At 71.6% G+C, this 15,506-nt stretch carries 17 protein-coding genes; 6 read left to right on the top strand and 11 right to left on the bottom strand.

From position 1 onward, the window contains the following. Nucleotides 1-230 precede the first annotated feature (230 nt). The 5 genes from B5D66_RS25745 (at nucleotide 231) to B5D66_RS13510 (ending at nucleotide 3,134) form a co-directional block, all read left to right on the top strand. Nucleotides 231-581: a hypothetical protein gene (locus B5D66_RS25745; RefSeq protein ID WP_078762082.1), complete on the top strand. Its 351-nt coding sequence runs from the start codon at nucleotides 231-233 to the stop codon at nucleotides 579-581. Between the two features lie 378 nt (nucleotides 582-959). Further along, nucleotides 960-1,307, top strand: coding sequence for a hypothetical protein (locus tag B5D66_RS25105; RefSeq protein WP_144390116.1), 348 nt, complete (start codon nucleotides 960-962; stop codon nucleotides 1,305-1,307). 147 nt (nucleotides 1,308-1,454) lie between these two features. Beyond that, nucleotides 1,455-1,808 (top strand): hypothetical protein, encoded by a 354-nt coding sequence (locus B5D66_RS13500; protein WP_078762083.1) that lies wholly within the window; start codon nucleotides 1,455-1,457, stop codon nucleotides 1,806-1,808. 356 nt (nucleotides 1,809-2,164) lie between these two features. Next, complete coding sequence (locus tag B5D66_RS13505; protein ID WP_078762084.1) at nucleotides 2,165-2,452, top strand: hypothetical protein; 288 nt, start codon at nucleotides 2,165-2,167, stop codon at nucleotides 2,450-2,452. 208 nt (nucleotides 2,453-2,660) lie between these two features. Continuing rightward, nucleotides 2,661-3,134: a hypothetical protein gene (locus tag B5D66_RS13510; protein WP_078762085.1), complete on the top strand. Its 474-nt coding sequence runs from the start codon at nucleotides 2,661-2,663 to the stop codon at nucleotides 3,132-3,134. A 39-nt stretch (nucleotides 3,135-3,173) separates the two neighbouring features. Here B5D66_RS13510 and B5D66_RS13515 read toward each other — a convergent pair whose 3' ends face one another. The 11 genes from B5D66_RS13515 to B5D66_RS13565 all read right to left on the bottom strand — a co-directional run bounded on the left by B5D66_RS13515 (nucleotide 3,174) and on the right by B5D66_RS13565 (nucleotide 13,336). Beyond that, a complete protein-coding gene (locus B5D66_RS13515) occupies nucleotides 3,174-3,380 on the bottom strand; it encodes a hypothetical protein (RefSeq protein ID WP_078762086.1) in 207 nt (68 codons plus the stop codon). A gap of 168 nt (nucleotides 3,381-3,548) precedes the next feature. Next, the gene (locus B5D66_RS13520) at nucleotides 3,549-5,141 is read right to left on the bottom strand and encodes a polyamine aminopropyltransferase (RefSeq protein WP_078762087.1); all 1,593 of its coding nucleotides are present in this window, start codon (nucleotides 5,139-5,141) and stop codon (nucleotides 3,549-3,551) included. Next, nucleotides 5,141-5,560 (bottom strand): DUF350 domain-containing protein, encoded by a 420-nt coding sequence (locus tag B5D66_RS13525; protein ID WP_078762088.1) that lies wholly within the window; start codon nucleotides 5,558-5,560, stop codon nucleotides 5,141-5,143. Before B5D66_RS13525 ends, B5D66_RS13520 begins: the two co-directional genes overlap by 1 nt. 61 nt (nucleotides 5,561-5,621) lie before the next feature. Further along, nucleotides 5,622-5,969: a hypothetical protein gene (locus tag B5D66_RS13530; RefSeq protein ID WP_078762089.1), complete on the bottom strand. Its 348-nt coding sequence runs from the start codon at nucleotides 5,967-5,969 to the stop codon at nucleotides 5,622-5,624. Then, a complete protein-coding gene (locus tag B5D66_RS13535) occupies nucleotides 5,956-6,504 on the bottom strand; it encodes a DUF2617 family protein (RefSeq protein ID WP_078762090.1) in 549 nt (182 codons plus the stop codon). The genes B5D66_RS13530 and B5D66_RS13535 overlap by 14 nt, the downstream gene beginning before the upstream one ends. A gap of 2 nt (nucleotides 6,505-6,506) precedes the next feature. Beyond that, complete coding sequence (locus B5D66_RS13540) at nucleotides 6,507-7,052, bottom strand: DUF4178 domain-containing protein (protein WP_394330057.1); 546 nt, start codon at nucleotides 7,050-7,052, stop codon at nucleotides 6,507-6,509. 232 nt (nucleotides 7,053-7,284) lie between these two features. Beyond that, nucleotides 7,285-8,250: an L-histidine N(alpha)-methyltransferase gene (egtD, locus tag B5D66_RS13545; protein ID WP_078762092.1), complete on the bottom strand. Its 966-nt coding sequence runs from the start codon at nucleotides 8,248-8,250 to the stop codon at nucleotides 7,285-7,287. 13 nt (nucleotides 8,251-8,263) lie between these two features. Continuing rightward, nucleotides 8,264-8,998, bottom strand: a complete 735-nt coding sequence (gene egtC / locus B5D66_RS13550; protein WP_078762093.1) for an ergothioneine biosynthesis protein EgtC — start codon at nucleotides 8,996-8,998, stop codon at nucleotides 8,264-8,266. 28 nt (nucleotides 8,999-9,026) lie between these two features. Next, nucleotides 9,027-10,352, bottom strand: coding sequence for an ergothioneine biosynthesis protein EgtB (gene egtB, locus B5D66_RS13555; protein ID WP_078762094.1), 1,326 nt, complete (start codon nucleotides 10,350-10,352; stop codon nucleotides 9,027-9,029). Further along, nucleotides 10,349-11,551, bottom strand: coding sequence for an ergothioneine biosynthesis glutamate--cysteine ligase EgtA (egtA, locus tag B5D66_RS13560; protein ID WP_078762095.1), 1,203 nt, complete (start codon nucleotides 11,549-11,551; stop codon nucleotides 10,349-10,351). Before egtA ends, egtB begins: the two co-directional genes overlap by 4 nt. Before the next feature lie 183 nt (nucleotides 11,552-11,734). Continuing rightward, nucleotides 11,735-13,336, bottom strand: a complete 1,602-nt coding sequence (locus B5D66_RS13565; RefSeq protein ID WP_078762096.1) for a phosphodiester glycosidase family protein — start codon at nucleotides 13,334-13,336, stop codon at nucleotides 11,735-11,737. A 177-nt stretch (nucleotides 13,337-13,513) separates the two neighbouring features. Between B5D66_RS13565 and B5D66_RS13570 the strand changes: the two genes are divergently transcribed. After that, on the top strand, nucleotides 13,514-15,472 hold the full coding sequence (locus tag B5D66_RS13570; RefSeq protein WP_078762097.1) for an acyl-CoA dehydrogenase family protein: 1,959 nt from the start codon (nucleotides 13,514-13,516) through the stop codon (nucleotides 15,470-15,472). Nucleotides 15,473-15,506: the final 34 nt, after the last annotated feature.

Here is a 15,506-nt window from a genome sequence, read left to right on the forward strand (position 1 = left end):
GTGGTGGTGTTTTTTGTTGGTGATAAGGGGGGTTGTGGTGGTTGGTGGGGTGGTGGGTTGCTCGTTGCGAACGTGAAGATCGACACTCGTTGTCACTGATTGGCCACTATGGGTTCTGGTAGCTGGGGGGCGAGGGTCACCACCCTCACGCCGGCACCGGCCCCCTTTCACCACGACGAACGGCCGGCCCGGCAGTGCCCACACTCCTGTCAACGACAAGGGAGCACGACATGAGCTGGATCAAGCGCGGTGTGACCGTCGGCCTCCTCACGGTGCCGATGGCCATGGGAATCGCCGGTGCGGCCAACGCGAGCATCGGGGGCGGGTTCGGGGGCGGAGGCTCCCTGTTCAACGAGAGCGCCTCCTTCGCCGGCCCCTACGGCGCGGCCGAATGGGACGTCACCAGCTTCGCCGGCGGCGACGGCTGGGGCTTCGGCGGCGGCTGGGGCGGCGGCTGGGGTGGCGGCTGGGGCGGTTGGGGCGGCGGCTCCTTCTACGAGGAGAACGCCTCCTTCGCCGGCCCCAAGGGCGCCGGTGAAGTCAACGTCACCGCCTCCACCAACGACGGCCTCTTCTACTAACCCACACCAACCGGCGGCCACCACACCGCCCACGACTTCCTTCCCAGGGAAGACCCTGGCGAGCACCCGCTCGCCAGGGTTCACACATATATAAGGGGAAAACCCCCAATACGCACGTACACCTTTCCCCTCCCCCTCCTTTTCGCAGCTCCGTTTCATGACGAGATACCGCGTTCCCTCCTTTTCCGCCTTCGTTTCGGATGGCACGAGCGTTTATGAGATCGGACATGGGTCATGGTCGAATGGACGCCTTTTGTCGTGGTAGCGCACCTCGTGGGATCCACATGGGAACCCGACTCGGACGAGGTCGGTCCTCTTCGACCCGACACAACGAAGGCCCCTCTCCGAGTGCCCAACGCCTCACACGAGGAGCACGACATGCGAAGCATCAAACGCGCGGTGATCATCGGTCTGATTTCGGCGCCCGTGGCGCTGGGAATCACCGGCACCGCCGCCGCCGAAAGTCATCCCGGGGCCTGGGGCCTCCCTGGCCGGGGGCACGGCGGCTGGGGCTTCCCCGGCTGGGGCCACGGTGGCTGGGGCGCCGGCCACGGCGGCTGGGGCTTCCCCGGCTGGGGGCACGGCGGCTGGGGCTGGGGCCATGGCGGCTGGGGTCACGGCGAGTGGGAGGAAGAAGAGGGATACGAGGTCGAGGTGCATGAGGGCTCCGACCACTGGGGGAGCTGGGGCGACGCGACCGTCGAGGGCGGTTTCGGCCCCTTCTGAATGGTGAGAGCCCGGTAGCGGCACCGCCACTCCTCTCCTTCGCGTGGTCCCTGGGGCTGATCCGCCCCAGGGACCACACCGTTCCCACACGTTCCAGCGTTCCCGTCCCATCCGTGACGCCCGCCGCCCGGCTCGAAAGGACCGAAAGTGCCTCTCGTCCACACCGAATGGTTCGCCCGCCTCCCCGCCGGCGCCCCCCGTCTCGACGAGGTCACCGGCCCCCCGCTGGTCCGGATCCTCGGTCGGGGGGCCAGGGAGGTCCGCTACGTGACCGGCCCCGGGGGCGGCGCGATCCTCGGCCTCTCCCACCGGGTCCGAGCCGACGTCGACGGTGTTCGACTGGGCATCGGCTGCCTCGCCCCGGATCCCGACTTCGCCCAGGAAGGGCTCTTCCACGCCCTGCGACACGTGATGGAGGAGAGCGGGGCCTTTCCCGGCTGGGAACTCCTGCGGGGGACCGCGCGGCGCCGCCGCTTCCTCCCCTTCGGCGCACGGCGCTAGACCGACACGTCGCCGAGGCCGCTTCCGGCCAGGACCGCGCCGGACTCCATCCCCGGACGCGGCCCGCCGCTGTTCGCGTCGGCCCGCGTCAGGCCCCTGAACCGCCCCGCCCGGCCGGCTTTCGCGCTCGCGGTGGCACGTCCTCAGCGGATATCGCACACGAGACCGCCGCGCGCCCTTCCGGGTTGTCCGCCATTGCTACGAGATACATCACAACGAATCGTTGAATGGTCACGTTATGTATCGGTAGCGCGCCTGATGGGTCGTATGACCCGAACGAGAGGGATCGGTCTCCGGCCGCGGAGCGGCGGGAACCGGGCCCGAGATGTCCACCATCGCAGTCAAGGAGACACGAGATGCGGATCATCCAACGCGCCGCGGTCATCGGCCTGCTCGCGGCACCGATGGCGGTGGGCGCGGTCGGCGCGGCCAGCGCGGGTATCGGCGGGGGCGGCAGTCTCTACCACACCTCGTTCGCCTTCGCCGGACCGAAGGGAGCCTACAGCGCCTACCTCATCGCCGCCTCCGGTGGGATCGGCGGAGTGGGCGGCAGCCTCTACAGCCAGGGCTTCTCCTACGCAGGCCCCGACGGGGCCTACAACGCCGAGCTCAACGCCGTGGCGGGACCTCGACCCCGTTTCTAGACCGGCCACGACCGCCGCGCGACACGTGGCAGCGCCCTCCCGACGGCCTTGACGGGCATCGCCCCGCCAAGGTCGTCGCCTGTGGTTAGGGGACACTGCCCCTCCCCCGCCCCCACCGCGCAGGCCGGTACTCCAGGTCGTTTGGACTTATCCCCGTCTGTCGAGGATGATCCACAACGGTCCACGTACCCAACGGTGAGGAGCCCCCATGCCCGTCTACGTGTGCAGCCTGATCCGCAACGAGCCGCAGGCCATCCCCTCGGGCGGTTACCACGTGGTCCGCTTCCCGTTCGGAACGGCGGAGTCCTACGACGCCCACGGCATGCACCAGGTGGCACAGCCCGACGGATACGAGATCACCGACTGGCGCAAGGACGACCGCTCCGGGCTCATCTGGCCCTCCGCGGACGGGTGGGCCGACCTCTACGGCCTCATGTACTGGGAGTCCGGAGACTACACCGAGGTCCGCAGCCGCTTCGTGCGCGATCCGCTCGACCTGTCCACCGGTTACGACTCCACGTGCACCGAGGACGACGCGCGTACGCCGGGCGGGCAGTACCGGGCCAAGCACTGGGGGCTGTTCAGCCACGTGGGAACCCCCCTGGCGTTGCTGGTCCAGCACAACGCCCCCGGTTCGCTCGCGCTCACCCACGCCCAGTTCAAGGTGGCGATCCACATCTAGGCCGTGGCGCTCGCCCCGGCTCCGGGCAACGGGGACGGGTCAGCAGGGGGAACGCCACATCTGCCGGGGAACGGAGAGGTCGCAGAGCCAGCGGCACGTCGTGGGAGTGAGGTGGGCGACGAAGCGGGAGAGGGCGCGGCGGTGACGGGTGACGGTGGACCTCGCCACGATCGCGTCGAAGGAGCGGATCTCGGATTCGCTCAACGGGGTGGAGGGGCGGTCATTCCAGACGTCAAGGGAGTCCATGGGGATACCTGCCGAATTGCTTCGGGAACGGACATCCCTCATTCACCCGTTTCCGGGGGATCTAAACACATAGCCCCCGCTCTCCCCACCCCTTCCCTGTTCACGACGGGTGGGAGGGTCCCCGAGAGGACGGCGCGTACGCGCCCCTCGGGGGAACACCTACTCCTATCAGTAGCCGACCCAGGCGCGCTCGTGGTAGGTGATGATGCGCGGCTCCAGCAACGTGGAGGCCGCCGCCTCCGTGGGACGCCGGTCCTTGGGGAAGACCTGCGCGGCGCGCAGCACCGCCTCGTCCAGGAAGCGGGTCGGGGGGAGCTCCGCCGGCAGCCCCAGCGGCGGGGCGGATGAGGAGGCCGACGCGAGGAAGAACCCCCAGTTGCCGAAACTCGGCACGTCCACGTTATAGGGCGTGGAGTTCAGCCCGGCCTCGGCCATGCCCGCGCCCACGCTCCAGTAGGCGTCGGAGGCGAAGAACGGCGATCCGGCCTGGACGACGACACGTCCCTGCTCGGCCAGCGCCTGACGGACCAGCGAGTAGAACTCCACCGAGTACAGCTTCGCGGTTCCCACGTCGTCGGGGTCGGGCATGTCGACCACGATCACGTCATAGCGTTCCCGGTTGTCACGCAGCCAGTTGAACGCATCGGCGGCGACCACCTCGACCCGTTCGTCGGCGAACGCGTTCTCGTTCAGGGCGCGGATGCCCGGATCGGTGCGCGCGAGCTCGACGACCGCCGGGTCCAGGTCCACCAGCGTGACGTTGTGGACGTCGTCATAGCGCAGGATCTCGCGCAGTCCCAGGCCGTCGCCTCCCCCCAGCACGAGGACGTCGGAGCGTGGGCCGTCCATCGCCGGATGGACCAGTGACTCGTGGTAGCGGTACTCGTCCAGGGAGCTGAACTGGAGGTCTCCGTTGAGGAACAGCCGCGTGTCGGCACCGTCGCCGGTCTGGGTGACCACGATCTCCTGGTAGTCGCTGCGCTCCGCGTAGCGGATCGGGTCGCGGTACAGGGCCTGGCGCGCGTCCACCTCGAATTTCCCGGCCATGAGGAAGGCGGTGGCGAGCGCGCCCAGCACCAGGATCAGTCCGCCCCCCAGCAGCGCGCGTCCCCGCAACGGGAGTTCGCCGCGGAACAGCCACAGGACGATCGCCACCCCGACCACCGCGTTGACCGCGCCGACCACCAGCGCGCCCTCCAGCAGCCCGAACACCGGCAGGAGCAGGAATGGGAAGGCCAGACCGCCGACCAGGCCCCCGACGTAGTCGGCGGCGAAGAGGTCGGCGACGGCGCTCGCGGCGTCTTGGCGGCGGATGCGCTGGATCAGGGTCATCAGCAACGGGATCTCGGCGCCGATGAGCGCGCCGATGACGAAGGCGATCAGCACGAGCGCCGGCTGGTACAGCGAGAACCAGGCGAAGGCGGCGTAGAGCATCAGCACCGACAGCCCGCCGACCAGGGAGAGCACCCCCTCGACGACCGCGAACCACAGCGCGGGGCGCGCGGTCAGCCGTTTGGAGGCGAGCGAGCCGATCCCCATGGCGAACACCATGACCGACAGCACGATCGACGCCTGGGTGATCGTGTCGCCCAGCAGGTAGCTGCCGAGCGCGACGAGCGCGAGCTCGTAGACCAGCCCGCAGGCGGCGCAGACGAACACCGCCAGCAACACCAGGAACCTGGCGAGGCGCGGCCCGACCGGCAACGGGGCCGTCTCCGGTCCGGGGCGCGCCGTGGTGGTCGCCTCCGCCGCCTCGGACATCAGGAGATGGCCGCCGCGACCACCACCGCGACGGCGAAGTGGGCGCTGGCGTTCACCCAGGCGGCCGGGTGCAGTTCGGTCTCGTTGACGATCGAGCCGAGCTTGCCCGGGGTGAGCGCGTCCAGGATGAGGAACGAGGCGAGCATCAGCACCAGGCCGACCAGGCCGTACACGGCGGTGGTGATCAGGCCGTCGACGAGACCGACCTCGCTGGCCAGGATCGCCGACGCCACCACGATCGCGGTTCCCAGCGTGTTGGCGGAGACGATGAGGGTGGCGTTGCGATTGCGCTGCACCCAGATCAGCTCGTGCAGCTTGCCGGGGGTGAGCAGGTCGACGAGCACGTAGCCCACCGCCATGAGGAGCGTGCCGACGACGCCGTAGGCGAAGCAGGCACCGATGTTGTAGAGCAGGTCCATTGCGGCTCTCTTCTCGTGGGGGAGCGGGGTCAGGGGGTGGGAGGAGGTGGGGAGACTCCGGTCACTTGCCGAAACCGGGGCCGCCGCCACGATTGTCGCTGGCGCCACCGGATCCCGTGGAACCGGATGTCACCGTCGTCGAGGAGGACGAGGAGCCGCCGCAGCCGACGTAGACGTAGTCGTTGCCGACCTTGTCGTAGTCGCCGTCGTCGGGGTCGTAGACGTAGATGTCGGGTCTCCTCTCGTACTCGCCCGTGACCGCGTCGTACTCGAACCCTCCGGATTCGCGGTCGTAGTCGCCGCAGTCGTTCGCCGAACAGGCGGCGATCAGTACCAGGAGCACCACGACGCCCAGAAAGGAGATCGCGATGATTCTCCCCCAGTTTCTGGTTCCCTCACCGGCGGTCATCGCCGTCCTCCGTTTTCTGCTCCGTGTCGGGGGAGAGCCGTACCGACGTGGTGGTGGTCACCAGCTCCCCGGCCTGGGGGTAGGCGTGCCAGGTACGCCAGCGCAGGATGCGGCCGCCGACGTGCGCGCTGAGCGCGGTGACCGCCAGGGGGTGGCCGGGGAAGACGGCGAACAGCGAGCAGGGGTGCGCGTCCAGTCGTCGGCGGAGCGCGGCCACCCGGCCGGCGAACCTGGCCGGTCCCAGCCGCCGCACCCGGGAACGGAACGTGTAGGAGGCCGCTCCGGGCACCGTCCTCCCCTGCCGGGCCGGCATCCGTCCCGGGGTTCCGGGCAGGCAGGCCACCGTCTCGACCAGCCGGGTTCCGCCCGTCTCCACCAGCACCTGGTGGGAGGCGCCGAGAACGCGGAGCTCCAGGCGCGTTGCGCCGTGGGACAGCACGCGCGCCGCGAGCGCGTCGGCGGGCGGGTGGTCGAGGGTCCAGACGAGGTCGGCGGCCCGGGTGTCGACGAACGGCACCGCGACCGTCTCCCGCATCGCTAACTCCCCGGATAGATCGTGAAGGCCCCGGGGTGGACGGTCTCGCCGAGACTGGGTTCCCAGCTTCCGTGGTCGAAGCGCTCGAAGGACAGGAGACGGCCGTCCGGCCCCTCGTAGTCGGCGTAGTCCATGCCGCCCTGGGCGCGCAGTCCGGTGGTGCCCTCCGAACGGTAGGAGGCGCTGCCCCGCTCGGTGAGCCGGTAGCGGACCCCCTCCAACTCGATCACCTCGGAGTGCGGGGTGAGGTCGAGGTCGGGGCGACCGGTCCACATGGCGATCTGGACGTCGGGATCCTCCTCGACCGACAACCATCGTCGGCCCCCTTCGACCTCCAGGAAGTGCTCGGCCCACGTCGCACCGCCCTCGGACAGGCGGAGCGTGCCGCGGATCCAGGTGCGCTCGGCACCGAACTCGACCATGTCCCCCGCCTTGAGCGACCGCGGATCGCCGTTCGTCCCCGCCACGTCGGCGAAGGGGTCCTGCGGGGCGTCGGGGACCACCGTCCCGGCCTTGGCCCCACTCCTGGCCCTGTTGCGCCACAGCAGGAGGACGATGGCGGCCACCGCTACGGCGAGCAGGACCAGCAGTAGAAGTTCCACGTCATGTACCCGTTTCCGTCGTTCACGCGGTCCGGTGAGCCGAGCCTACCGAGCCGCCTTTGCATGGGGATACGGGGCTGAGACGACTATTTCGGAGTTTGGGTTCCATCGGGCGGACAAGTCATGACTCACAGCTGACGGTGCGGCGGCCCCCTCCCCACGCGACGGGGACGGGCGCTCAGACGGGACGGGCCAGCAGCAACGCGAAGTCCCCACCTGGATCGGTCCACCAGTGGGTCGTCTCGAACCCGGCGGCGGCGAGTTCGGCGCGCGCCCCGTCGGGACGGAACTTCGCGGAGATCTCGGTGCGGACGGTCTCGCCCCGCTCGAAGTGGACGACCAGGTCCAGGGCGCGCAGGCGCACCCGCATCGCCCTGCCGGCCCGCAGGTGCATCTCGATCCACTCGGCCTCGGGGTTCCACAACGCGACGTGGGCGAACGCCTCCGGGTCGGCGTCGGCGTCGAGTTCGCGGTCGATCACCCGCAGGACGTTGCGGTTGAACTCGGCGGTCACACCAGCGGCGTCGTCGTAGGCGGCGACCAGCCGGTCGGGGTCCTTGACCAGGTCCAGGCCCAGCAGCAGGCCGTCCCCGGCCGACGCGGCCTGCCGCAGGTCGGCGAGGAAGGCGTGGCGCCGGCCCGGTGTCTGGTTGCCGATGGTGGAGCCGAGCATGGCGATGAGACGGCGCCCTCCCGAGGGGAGCAGGTTCAGGTGACGTTCGAAGTCGGCGACGACCGCGTGCACCGTGACGGAGGGGTACTCCTCGGCCACGCGCCGGGCCGCCGTCTCCAGGAAGTCCCCGCTGACGTCGACCGGCACGAACCCGCGCAGCGTCCCGGCGGCACGCAGGGCGTCCAGGAGGAGCCTGGTCTTCTCCCCCGAGCCGGACCCGAGTTCCACGAGGTGGTCGGCCCCCGTCGCCTCGGCGATCTCGGCGGCGCGGGCCTCCAGGATGGAACGCTCGGCGCGTGTCGGGTAGTACTCGGGAAGGCGGGTGATCTCCTCGAACAGGGCGCTGCCCCGCTCGTCGTAGAACCATTTGGGGGGCAGTGTCTTCGGTGTCGCCGTCAACCCGTCATGGACGTCGTGACGCAGCGCCTTGGCGAGGTCGTCGACGGTGAGATGGTGGTCGATCGTGAACATCGCGGCTTCCCCGTCAGTGGATCGGAGTGATGGTGATGTCACCGGCCTTGGCGGTGACCAGTGAACCGTCGGGGACACGCATCCACCCCGGAGCGTCGTCGACCGGTTCGGAGGCGATCGTGACGGCGCCGTGGCGGCGGCGCGCGTAGAGGGTGTCGCCGCAGGCCGTCGCGGCCAGGGCGGTCCCGTCACAGGCCAGCAGGTTGTAGCGGCCCGGCGAGCGTGCCGCGGCGGCGACGGTGACCCGGGCCAGCGCGGCGCCCAGCTCCGCGCCGTCCCGCCACAGCCGGACGGCCAGCGCGAACAACGGCGCCGAGTCGACCGGGGAGCGCGCGTCCAAGACGCCGTTGGGCACGGGCGTCGCCAGCGCGTCGGCCACCGCCTCGTAGTCGGCGATCGCCCCGTTGTGGCTGAACAGCCACCCGTCGCCGCGGAAGGGCTGCGCGCACGACTCGTCGACGGGAAAGCCGACGGTCGCGTCGCGCACCGCCGCGACCACGCAGGAGGAGCGGACCACCCGCGCGACGTCGGCGAAGGAGGTGTCGGCCCAGATCGGCATGGCGCGCCGGTAGCGCACCGGTTCGGCGCGTTCCGGCGCGTACCATCCGACCCCGAAACCGTCGGCGTTGACCGAACCGTGCACCTGCTCACGCGGCGCGTAGGACTGCGTGTGCAGGGAGTGGGGTGGCGTGTAGAGCAGGTCGTACAGCGTGACCGGTGGTCCGAGGTAGGCGAGATGACGGCACATCAGCGGCCCCTCCCCCGTGTGGCGGCCATCAGACGGGCTCCGCGTCGCGCGCGCAGCGGAAGCCCGCGAAGATCTGCCGCCGGATCGGGAAGTCCCAGTTGCGGAACGTGGCCCGCGCCATCCCGGGGTGGGTGGCCCAGGAGCCGCCACGCAGCACCCGGTACTCGGAACCGAAGAACACCTCGGAGTACTCGGAGTAGGGGAAGACCCGGAATCCGGGATAGGCCCGGAAGGGTGTCGACGTCCACTCCCAGACGTCGCCGACGAGCTGGTGGACCCCGGCCGGGGAGGCCCCCGCGGGCAGGCTTTTGGCGGGGGCGGGCCGCAGCAGCCGCTGGCCGAGGTTGGCGTGGCGGGGGGAGGGCTCCTCCTCCCCCCACGGGAACCTGCGCGTCGTACCCGAGGCCGGGTCGTAGCGGGCCGCCTTCTCCCACTCGGCCTCGGTGGGCAGCCGTTTGCCCGCCCAGGCGGCGTAGGCCTGCGCCTCGTGGAAGCAGACGTGCTGCACGGGCTCCTCCGGCGGTACCGGTTCGATCCGGCCGAACCTGCGGCGCAGCCATCCCCCGGGGTCACGGTGCCAAAACGCCGGTGCGCGCTTGCCCGACCGGGTGCGCCACTCCCAGCCGGCGTCGCTCCACCAGCGCCGCTCGTCGTAGCCGCCGTCGGCCATGAACTCCAGGTAGCGGGCGTTGCTCACCGGGACGGTGTCGATCAGGTAGGCGGGGAGGTGGACGGTGTGGGCGGGGCGCTCGTTGTCGTAGGCCCAGGGATCGTCGGTGCCCATCGTGAAGGGGCCCGCCTCGATCAGCACCTCCTCGCCGGCCGGCCGGCCGGCGGAGGCGGGGGCGGGCGGCGGCGGATCGGGCAGGGCCGGGGCGCCGCGGCGCAGCTGGTGGGTGGCGAGCATCGTCTCGTCGTGCTGGTGTTCGTGCTGGATCACCATGCCGTAGACGAACCCCCCGTTCAGCAGCGGCGGGCCTCCCTCGAAACGGGCGCGCTCCAGCGAGTCCAGCACCCGGGCGCGCACGGCGGCGTTGTAGGCGCGCGCCTCGCCGGGGGAGAGCAGGGGAAGGTGGACGCGCTCGGCCCGGGGGTTCTCGAAGGCGTCGTAGATGACGTCGATGTCGGGACGCAGGGCCCGCTGGCCGGCGGCGGCGCGCACCAGCCACTGCTCCTCGTAGTTGCCCACGTGGGCCAGGTCCCACACCAGGGGGGACATCAGCGGCGAGTGCTGTCGGGTCAGCTCGTCGTCGTCGAGGATGTCGAGGGTGAGGCCCTCGCTGCGTTCTCGCGCCTGCTGGAGCTGGGCGGCGATGTGGTCCTTGAGCCGTTCGGGGGTCGTCTGTTCGCTCATGCGCGTTCCTCGATCAGCATGTCGTCGGCGGGGCAGCGGTCACGTTCGACGAACCGGTCGCGATAGGCGTCCACGATCGGGACGAGCTCGCCGGCCCCCAGGGCCGGCAGCGCCTCGACGGCCGCGGCGAAGCAGGCCCGGGCGCAGGCGGCCAGCGCGGGCGCGGCCAGCCCGTCGCGCGCGGCGGCCAGCCAGTCCGCCCGTGACGGGGGCGTGTCGTCCCACAGTTCCGCGGTGACCTTGGTGGCGACCGCGGCGGCGTGCGGATCGTCCAGCAACGCGGCGGCGACCGCGGCCGGGACCGGCCACCACCGTCGCGGCAGGGCGTCGATCATGCGCAGTTCCAGCCAGCCACGGGGCCGCACCGGCGGGAAGAGCGTGCTCAGGTGGTGGGCGAGATCGTCCAGGGTGGGGCGCGACGAGTGGCGTCCGGCCAGCCAGGCCCGGAAGGTGAGCCCCGGCGGCGAGGTCCACGCCCCATGGGCCTCGCGGATCGACATCACGCGCGCGTCGAGCGCGTAACCGGCCCAGGCCGTGGCCGGTTCGGCGCCGCAGGGGGCCGCCGTCCGCGAGGGGTCGATGGCGGTCCACACCGCCCAGCGGGTGGACTTCCAGCCGGTGGGGCGGCCCCGCCACAGCGGCGAGTTGGCGAAGGCCGCGACGAACACCGGGCCGAGCCGGTGCGCCAGTCGCCAACGACGCGCGGCGTCGGCCGAATCCGCGCCGATGTCGAGGCAGACCTGGAGCGAGGCGGTGGAGCACATCATGGTCCTGCCGGTGGGGCTTCCCGCGGCGAAGTAGTGCGCCATGGCGTTGTAGCGGGGCGAGCTCAGTTGGCGGACGGGGTCGCGCACCGGGTCCAGTCCGGCGCCGCGAAGCCGCAGACCGGCGGCTTCCAGATGGGCGGCGACGTGGTCGAGATCGCGGGCCAGCGCGGCATAGGTGGCGGCCGGCCCCACGCAGGGGGGCGAGCTGAGTTCGAGCTGGCCCCCGGGTTCGTAGCTGACGGCGCTGCCCCCGGGCAGCGGGCCGGCCTCGGTGACGAGCGCGGAGAGGAGGTCGATCGGTACGGGTTCGTGTGGCCGGGCGGGGTCGGTGACGAGCCATTCGGCTTCGACACCGACCCTTCCGGGCGGGCCCGTCTTGAAGCAGATGCCGTTGATGTAGTCGTGGACGTCGGTCTCGGTGATGTGGCCCATCGGTCACTCCAGAGTGTGGACGTACTCATCCTGCGTGCCCGTCGCGGTGCTCTCCGTAACTCCTCTTCGGGCAGTGAGACGGCCAACCCCGGGCCAAACGTGGCCCGTGACCGGGCCGCATCGGCCCCTTCGGGCGCGGTGGCCGATTGTGGCCGGGCGGCGGGGCTCTCGCCGCCCGGTGTCTCAGCTTCGGGGCACGACCAGCAACGCGTTGCCCAGGGACCGCTGGCCGGCGGCGTCGGAGGGCGAGTTGACGAGCGCGCCTCCCCGCAGCGCCATCGCGGTCGATCCGCCGCCGTCGAGGTTCATCGCCCGCCGCGCGCCCAGCGCCGCCATGACGTCGGCGGCCTCGGCGATCGAGGCGCCCTCGCTGAACCCGGCCTGACGCCCGTCGATCGTGACCAGCAGCACCCTGCCCTCGCCGTCGACGCCGACCATCGAGCGCGGGTTACGGCGCAGCACCCAGTTGTAGTAGAAGGTGGCGTCCGTCCCCTCGTGGACCAGACCGTCGGCGTAGGCGTCCACCCACGGTTCACCGCCGCGCACCAGGGTCGGGCCGACCTGGATGACGGAGGTGTCCGGGCCGATCCGGACGCGCCGGCCCGACCTGTCCTCGACCCGCTCGGTGATCTTCAGCCTGCTGCCCGGCCGCGCGTTGTCCCGTAGCCACTGGGCGCCGTCGCCGATGCCCTGGAGGGTGGAGCCCTCCTCGGGGATGGCCGTGCCCCGCGCCGGGGCCAGTGTCACGACCCGCCCTTTCCCGTCGAGCACGGCCTCCACCCCGTCGTCACCGGCCGGGCTGTCCGGCCCGTAGTCGGGGGTGAAGCGGACCAGTTCCCCGGGGTCGGTGCAGGTGCGATCGTGCTGAGGACGCTGGGTGGGCAGGTCGCCGCCGACCCCGCCACAGTTGCGGATGACGCCCGGGAGGCGGTTCACGCCGTCGATCTCGCGGGTCGCCCCGCGCGAGCGGACGGACAGTTCCGTCCGGTAGGCGCCGATCTCCGCCGCGCGGCCACCGTCGGTGAGGCGCAGCCCCGCGCGACCGTCGGTGGCCGCTCCGAGCAGTTCACCGTCCACCGCGTACAGGCCGGCGGGCGCGTCGTCGTAGAACCACTGGGCGTTGACGCCCGCCAGCGCGTCCTGCTCGACGACCAGCTCCGACAGCGTCTCGGTGCCGGCCAGGGTCGGCCCGTGGGAGGGGACGAGGCGGCCGTCGAAACGGTCGAAGTCGATGGTCAGTACGTGGACGCGCCACGGGCCGCTCGTCGTCCCCCCGTCCTGGGCCGTGTAGCGGGTGGTAGCGGCGAACCCGGCGGCGCGGACCCGGCGCAGCGCCGACGCGGCGTCCTCCTCCGTCGTGTAGCGGCCGATCCGCACGGCGTGGCCGACCGTGCCGCCGGGGACGTCGGCGAAGTCCGGCCCGGTGACCTCCTCCACCCGGGGCGTCTCCCCCTCCTGGCGCAGGCGCGCGGCGACGTCGAGGGCGATCTCCCGCGTCCCCAGCGCGGCCGTGGCCGTGGCGGCGTCGCCCCCCACGGTGTCGGGCAGGTTGACGTGGACGGTCCAGACGTCGTCGGGCGAGGGCGCGCCGCGCCGGATCGTCGTCAGGGTCAGCCCCGGCGCGACCTCCGTGGTCTCGCGGGTTTCGGTGAGGCCGGCCGGGCCCAGCGGCAGGGGCGTCGCGGGCAGGACGTCTGCGGTGTCCTGCCCGGTGGCCGCCCCCGCCGGTGCCGCGAGACCGAGGAGGAGGGTGGCGGTGGTGACGATGGCGAGATGGCGTCGCATGTTCCGCTCCGGTCGGGGTCGGGGTCGTAACGTATTGGCGCGCTTCGAGATGACGACCGCCGGACCCGGCGGCGTGGGGACGGTGAAGGGTCGAGGAAGGGCCCGGACGGGTTAGGGCCGTCGGGGAACGAGCAGGAGTAGGGCGACGACCCCACCGACCCGACCCCCGGAGGGCCCATGGCCACGACGAGCGTTCCGGAGAACATCGACACCGACGTGTTGCGTTCGCTTCTGGACGGACGCTGGGCACACATCCGACAAATGGCCCGGCAGTCCCTGCGAGGCGAGCTGTTCGCGCCGGTGCACGGCCTGACGGTGGAGGAGCACCGCGAACGGGTGGCCCGGCAACTGCGGGAGATCGCGGCCACCGAGGTGCCCCGGTTGGGGTTCTCCACCGCCCACGGCGGCGCAGAAGACGTGGGCGGCTCCGTCGTCGCCTTCGAGATGCTCGTGTGCGACCTGTCGCTCATGGTCAAGGTGGGGGTGCAGTGGGGGTTGTTCGGCGGCGCGATCCAGGCGCTGGGGACCGAACGCCATCATGCCGCCTACCTGCCGGCGGTGATGTCGTTGGAGCTGCCCGGCTGCTTCGCCATGACCGAGACCGGGCACGGCTCCGACGTGCAACGGCTGCGCACGACCGCCACCTACGATCCGGCGACGGAGGAGTTCGTCGTCCACACCCCCGACCCCACGGCGCGCAAGGACTACATCGGCAACGCCGCACGCGACGGGCGCGTCGCGGTGGTGTTCGCCCAGCTGGTCACCGCGGGAGAACGGCACGGGGTGCACGCGCTGCTGGTGCCGATCCGCGACGAGCAGGGCCGCCCGATGCCGGGCGTGCGCATCGAGGACTGCGGGCACAAGGCCGGGCTCAACGGGGTCGACAACGGCAGGCTGGAGTTCGACCGGGTGCGGGTGCCGCGTACCGCCCTCCTCGACCGCTACGGCCGGGTCGCCGCCGACGGCGGTTACTCCAGCCCCATCGACAACCCCCGGCGCAGGTTCTTCACCATGCTCGGCACGCTCGTACGCGGCCGTGTCAGCGTCGCCGGCGGTGCGGGGTCGGCGGCCAAGGCCGCCCTGGCCATCGCCGTGCGCCACGCCGAGTCGCGGCGGCAGTTCACCCGCCCCGGCTCCGCCGAGGAGGTCCGGCTGCTGGACTACCTCGCCCACCAGCGACGCCTGCTGCCCGCGCTGGCCACCACCTACGCCCTGCACTTCGCCCAGGAGGAGCTCGTCGGCAGGTTGCACGACGCCTCCGTCGGCGAACCGACCAGTGAACGGGAGCGCCGGGAACTGGAGTCGCAGGCCGCCGGTCTCAAGGCCGTCGCCACCTGGCATGCCAGCGCGACCATCCAGGCGTGCCGGGAGGCCTGCGGCGGAGCCGGCTACCTGTCGGAGAACCGGCTGGCGCAGCTGCGCGCGGACACCGACGTCTTCACCACGTTCGAGGGGGCCAACACCGTCCTGCTCCAGCTCGTCGCGAAGGGCCTGCTCACGCACTACCGCGACGAGTTCGGCAGCCTGGACACGCTGGGCACCGTGCGCCTGCTCACCGGGCGTTTCTTCGAGGCGGTCATCGAACGCACCGCGGCCCGCACCCTGGTGGACCGGCTGGTGGAGGCCGCGCCGGGACGGGACGAGGAGGCCGACCTCTACGACCGGGGCTGGCAGTACCGGCTGTTGGAGGACCGGGAGCGCCACGTGCTCGAAGGGCTGGCGCGGCGGCTGCGCCGAGCCGGACGCGAGGGGGAGGACGCCTTCGAGGTGTTCAACAACGCCCAGGACCACGTGCTGCGGGCCGCCCGGGTCCACGTGGAGCGGACCGTCCTGGAGGCGTTCATCGCCGGTGTCGACCGGTGCGCCGACCCGGACGTGCGGAACCTGCTGGAACGTGTCTGCGACCTGTACGCGCTGTCCACGATCGAGGCCGACCGCGCCTGGTTCCTGGAGCACGGCCGGCTGACCCCGGCGCGCTCCAAGGCGGTCACCGCCGCGGTGAACGCGCTGTGCGGGTCGTTGCGTCCCCACGCGCGCGCCCTGGTCGACGGGTTCGGTCTGGAACAGGAGTGGCTGGCCGCGCCCATCGCGGGCGGCCCCGGAGAGGGCACGGCCGTGGGGGCGGCCGTGAGCTGAGAGGGGTGGCCGGGGCGGTCGCCGCCCCGGCCAC

It is taken from the genome of Marinactinospora thermotolerans DSM 45154 (genome assembly GCF_900167435.1).
GTDB lineage: Bacteria > Actinomycetota > Actinomycetes > Streptosporangiales > Streptosporangiaceae > Marinactinospora > Marinactinospora thermotolerans.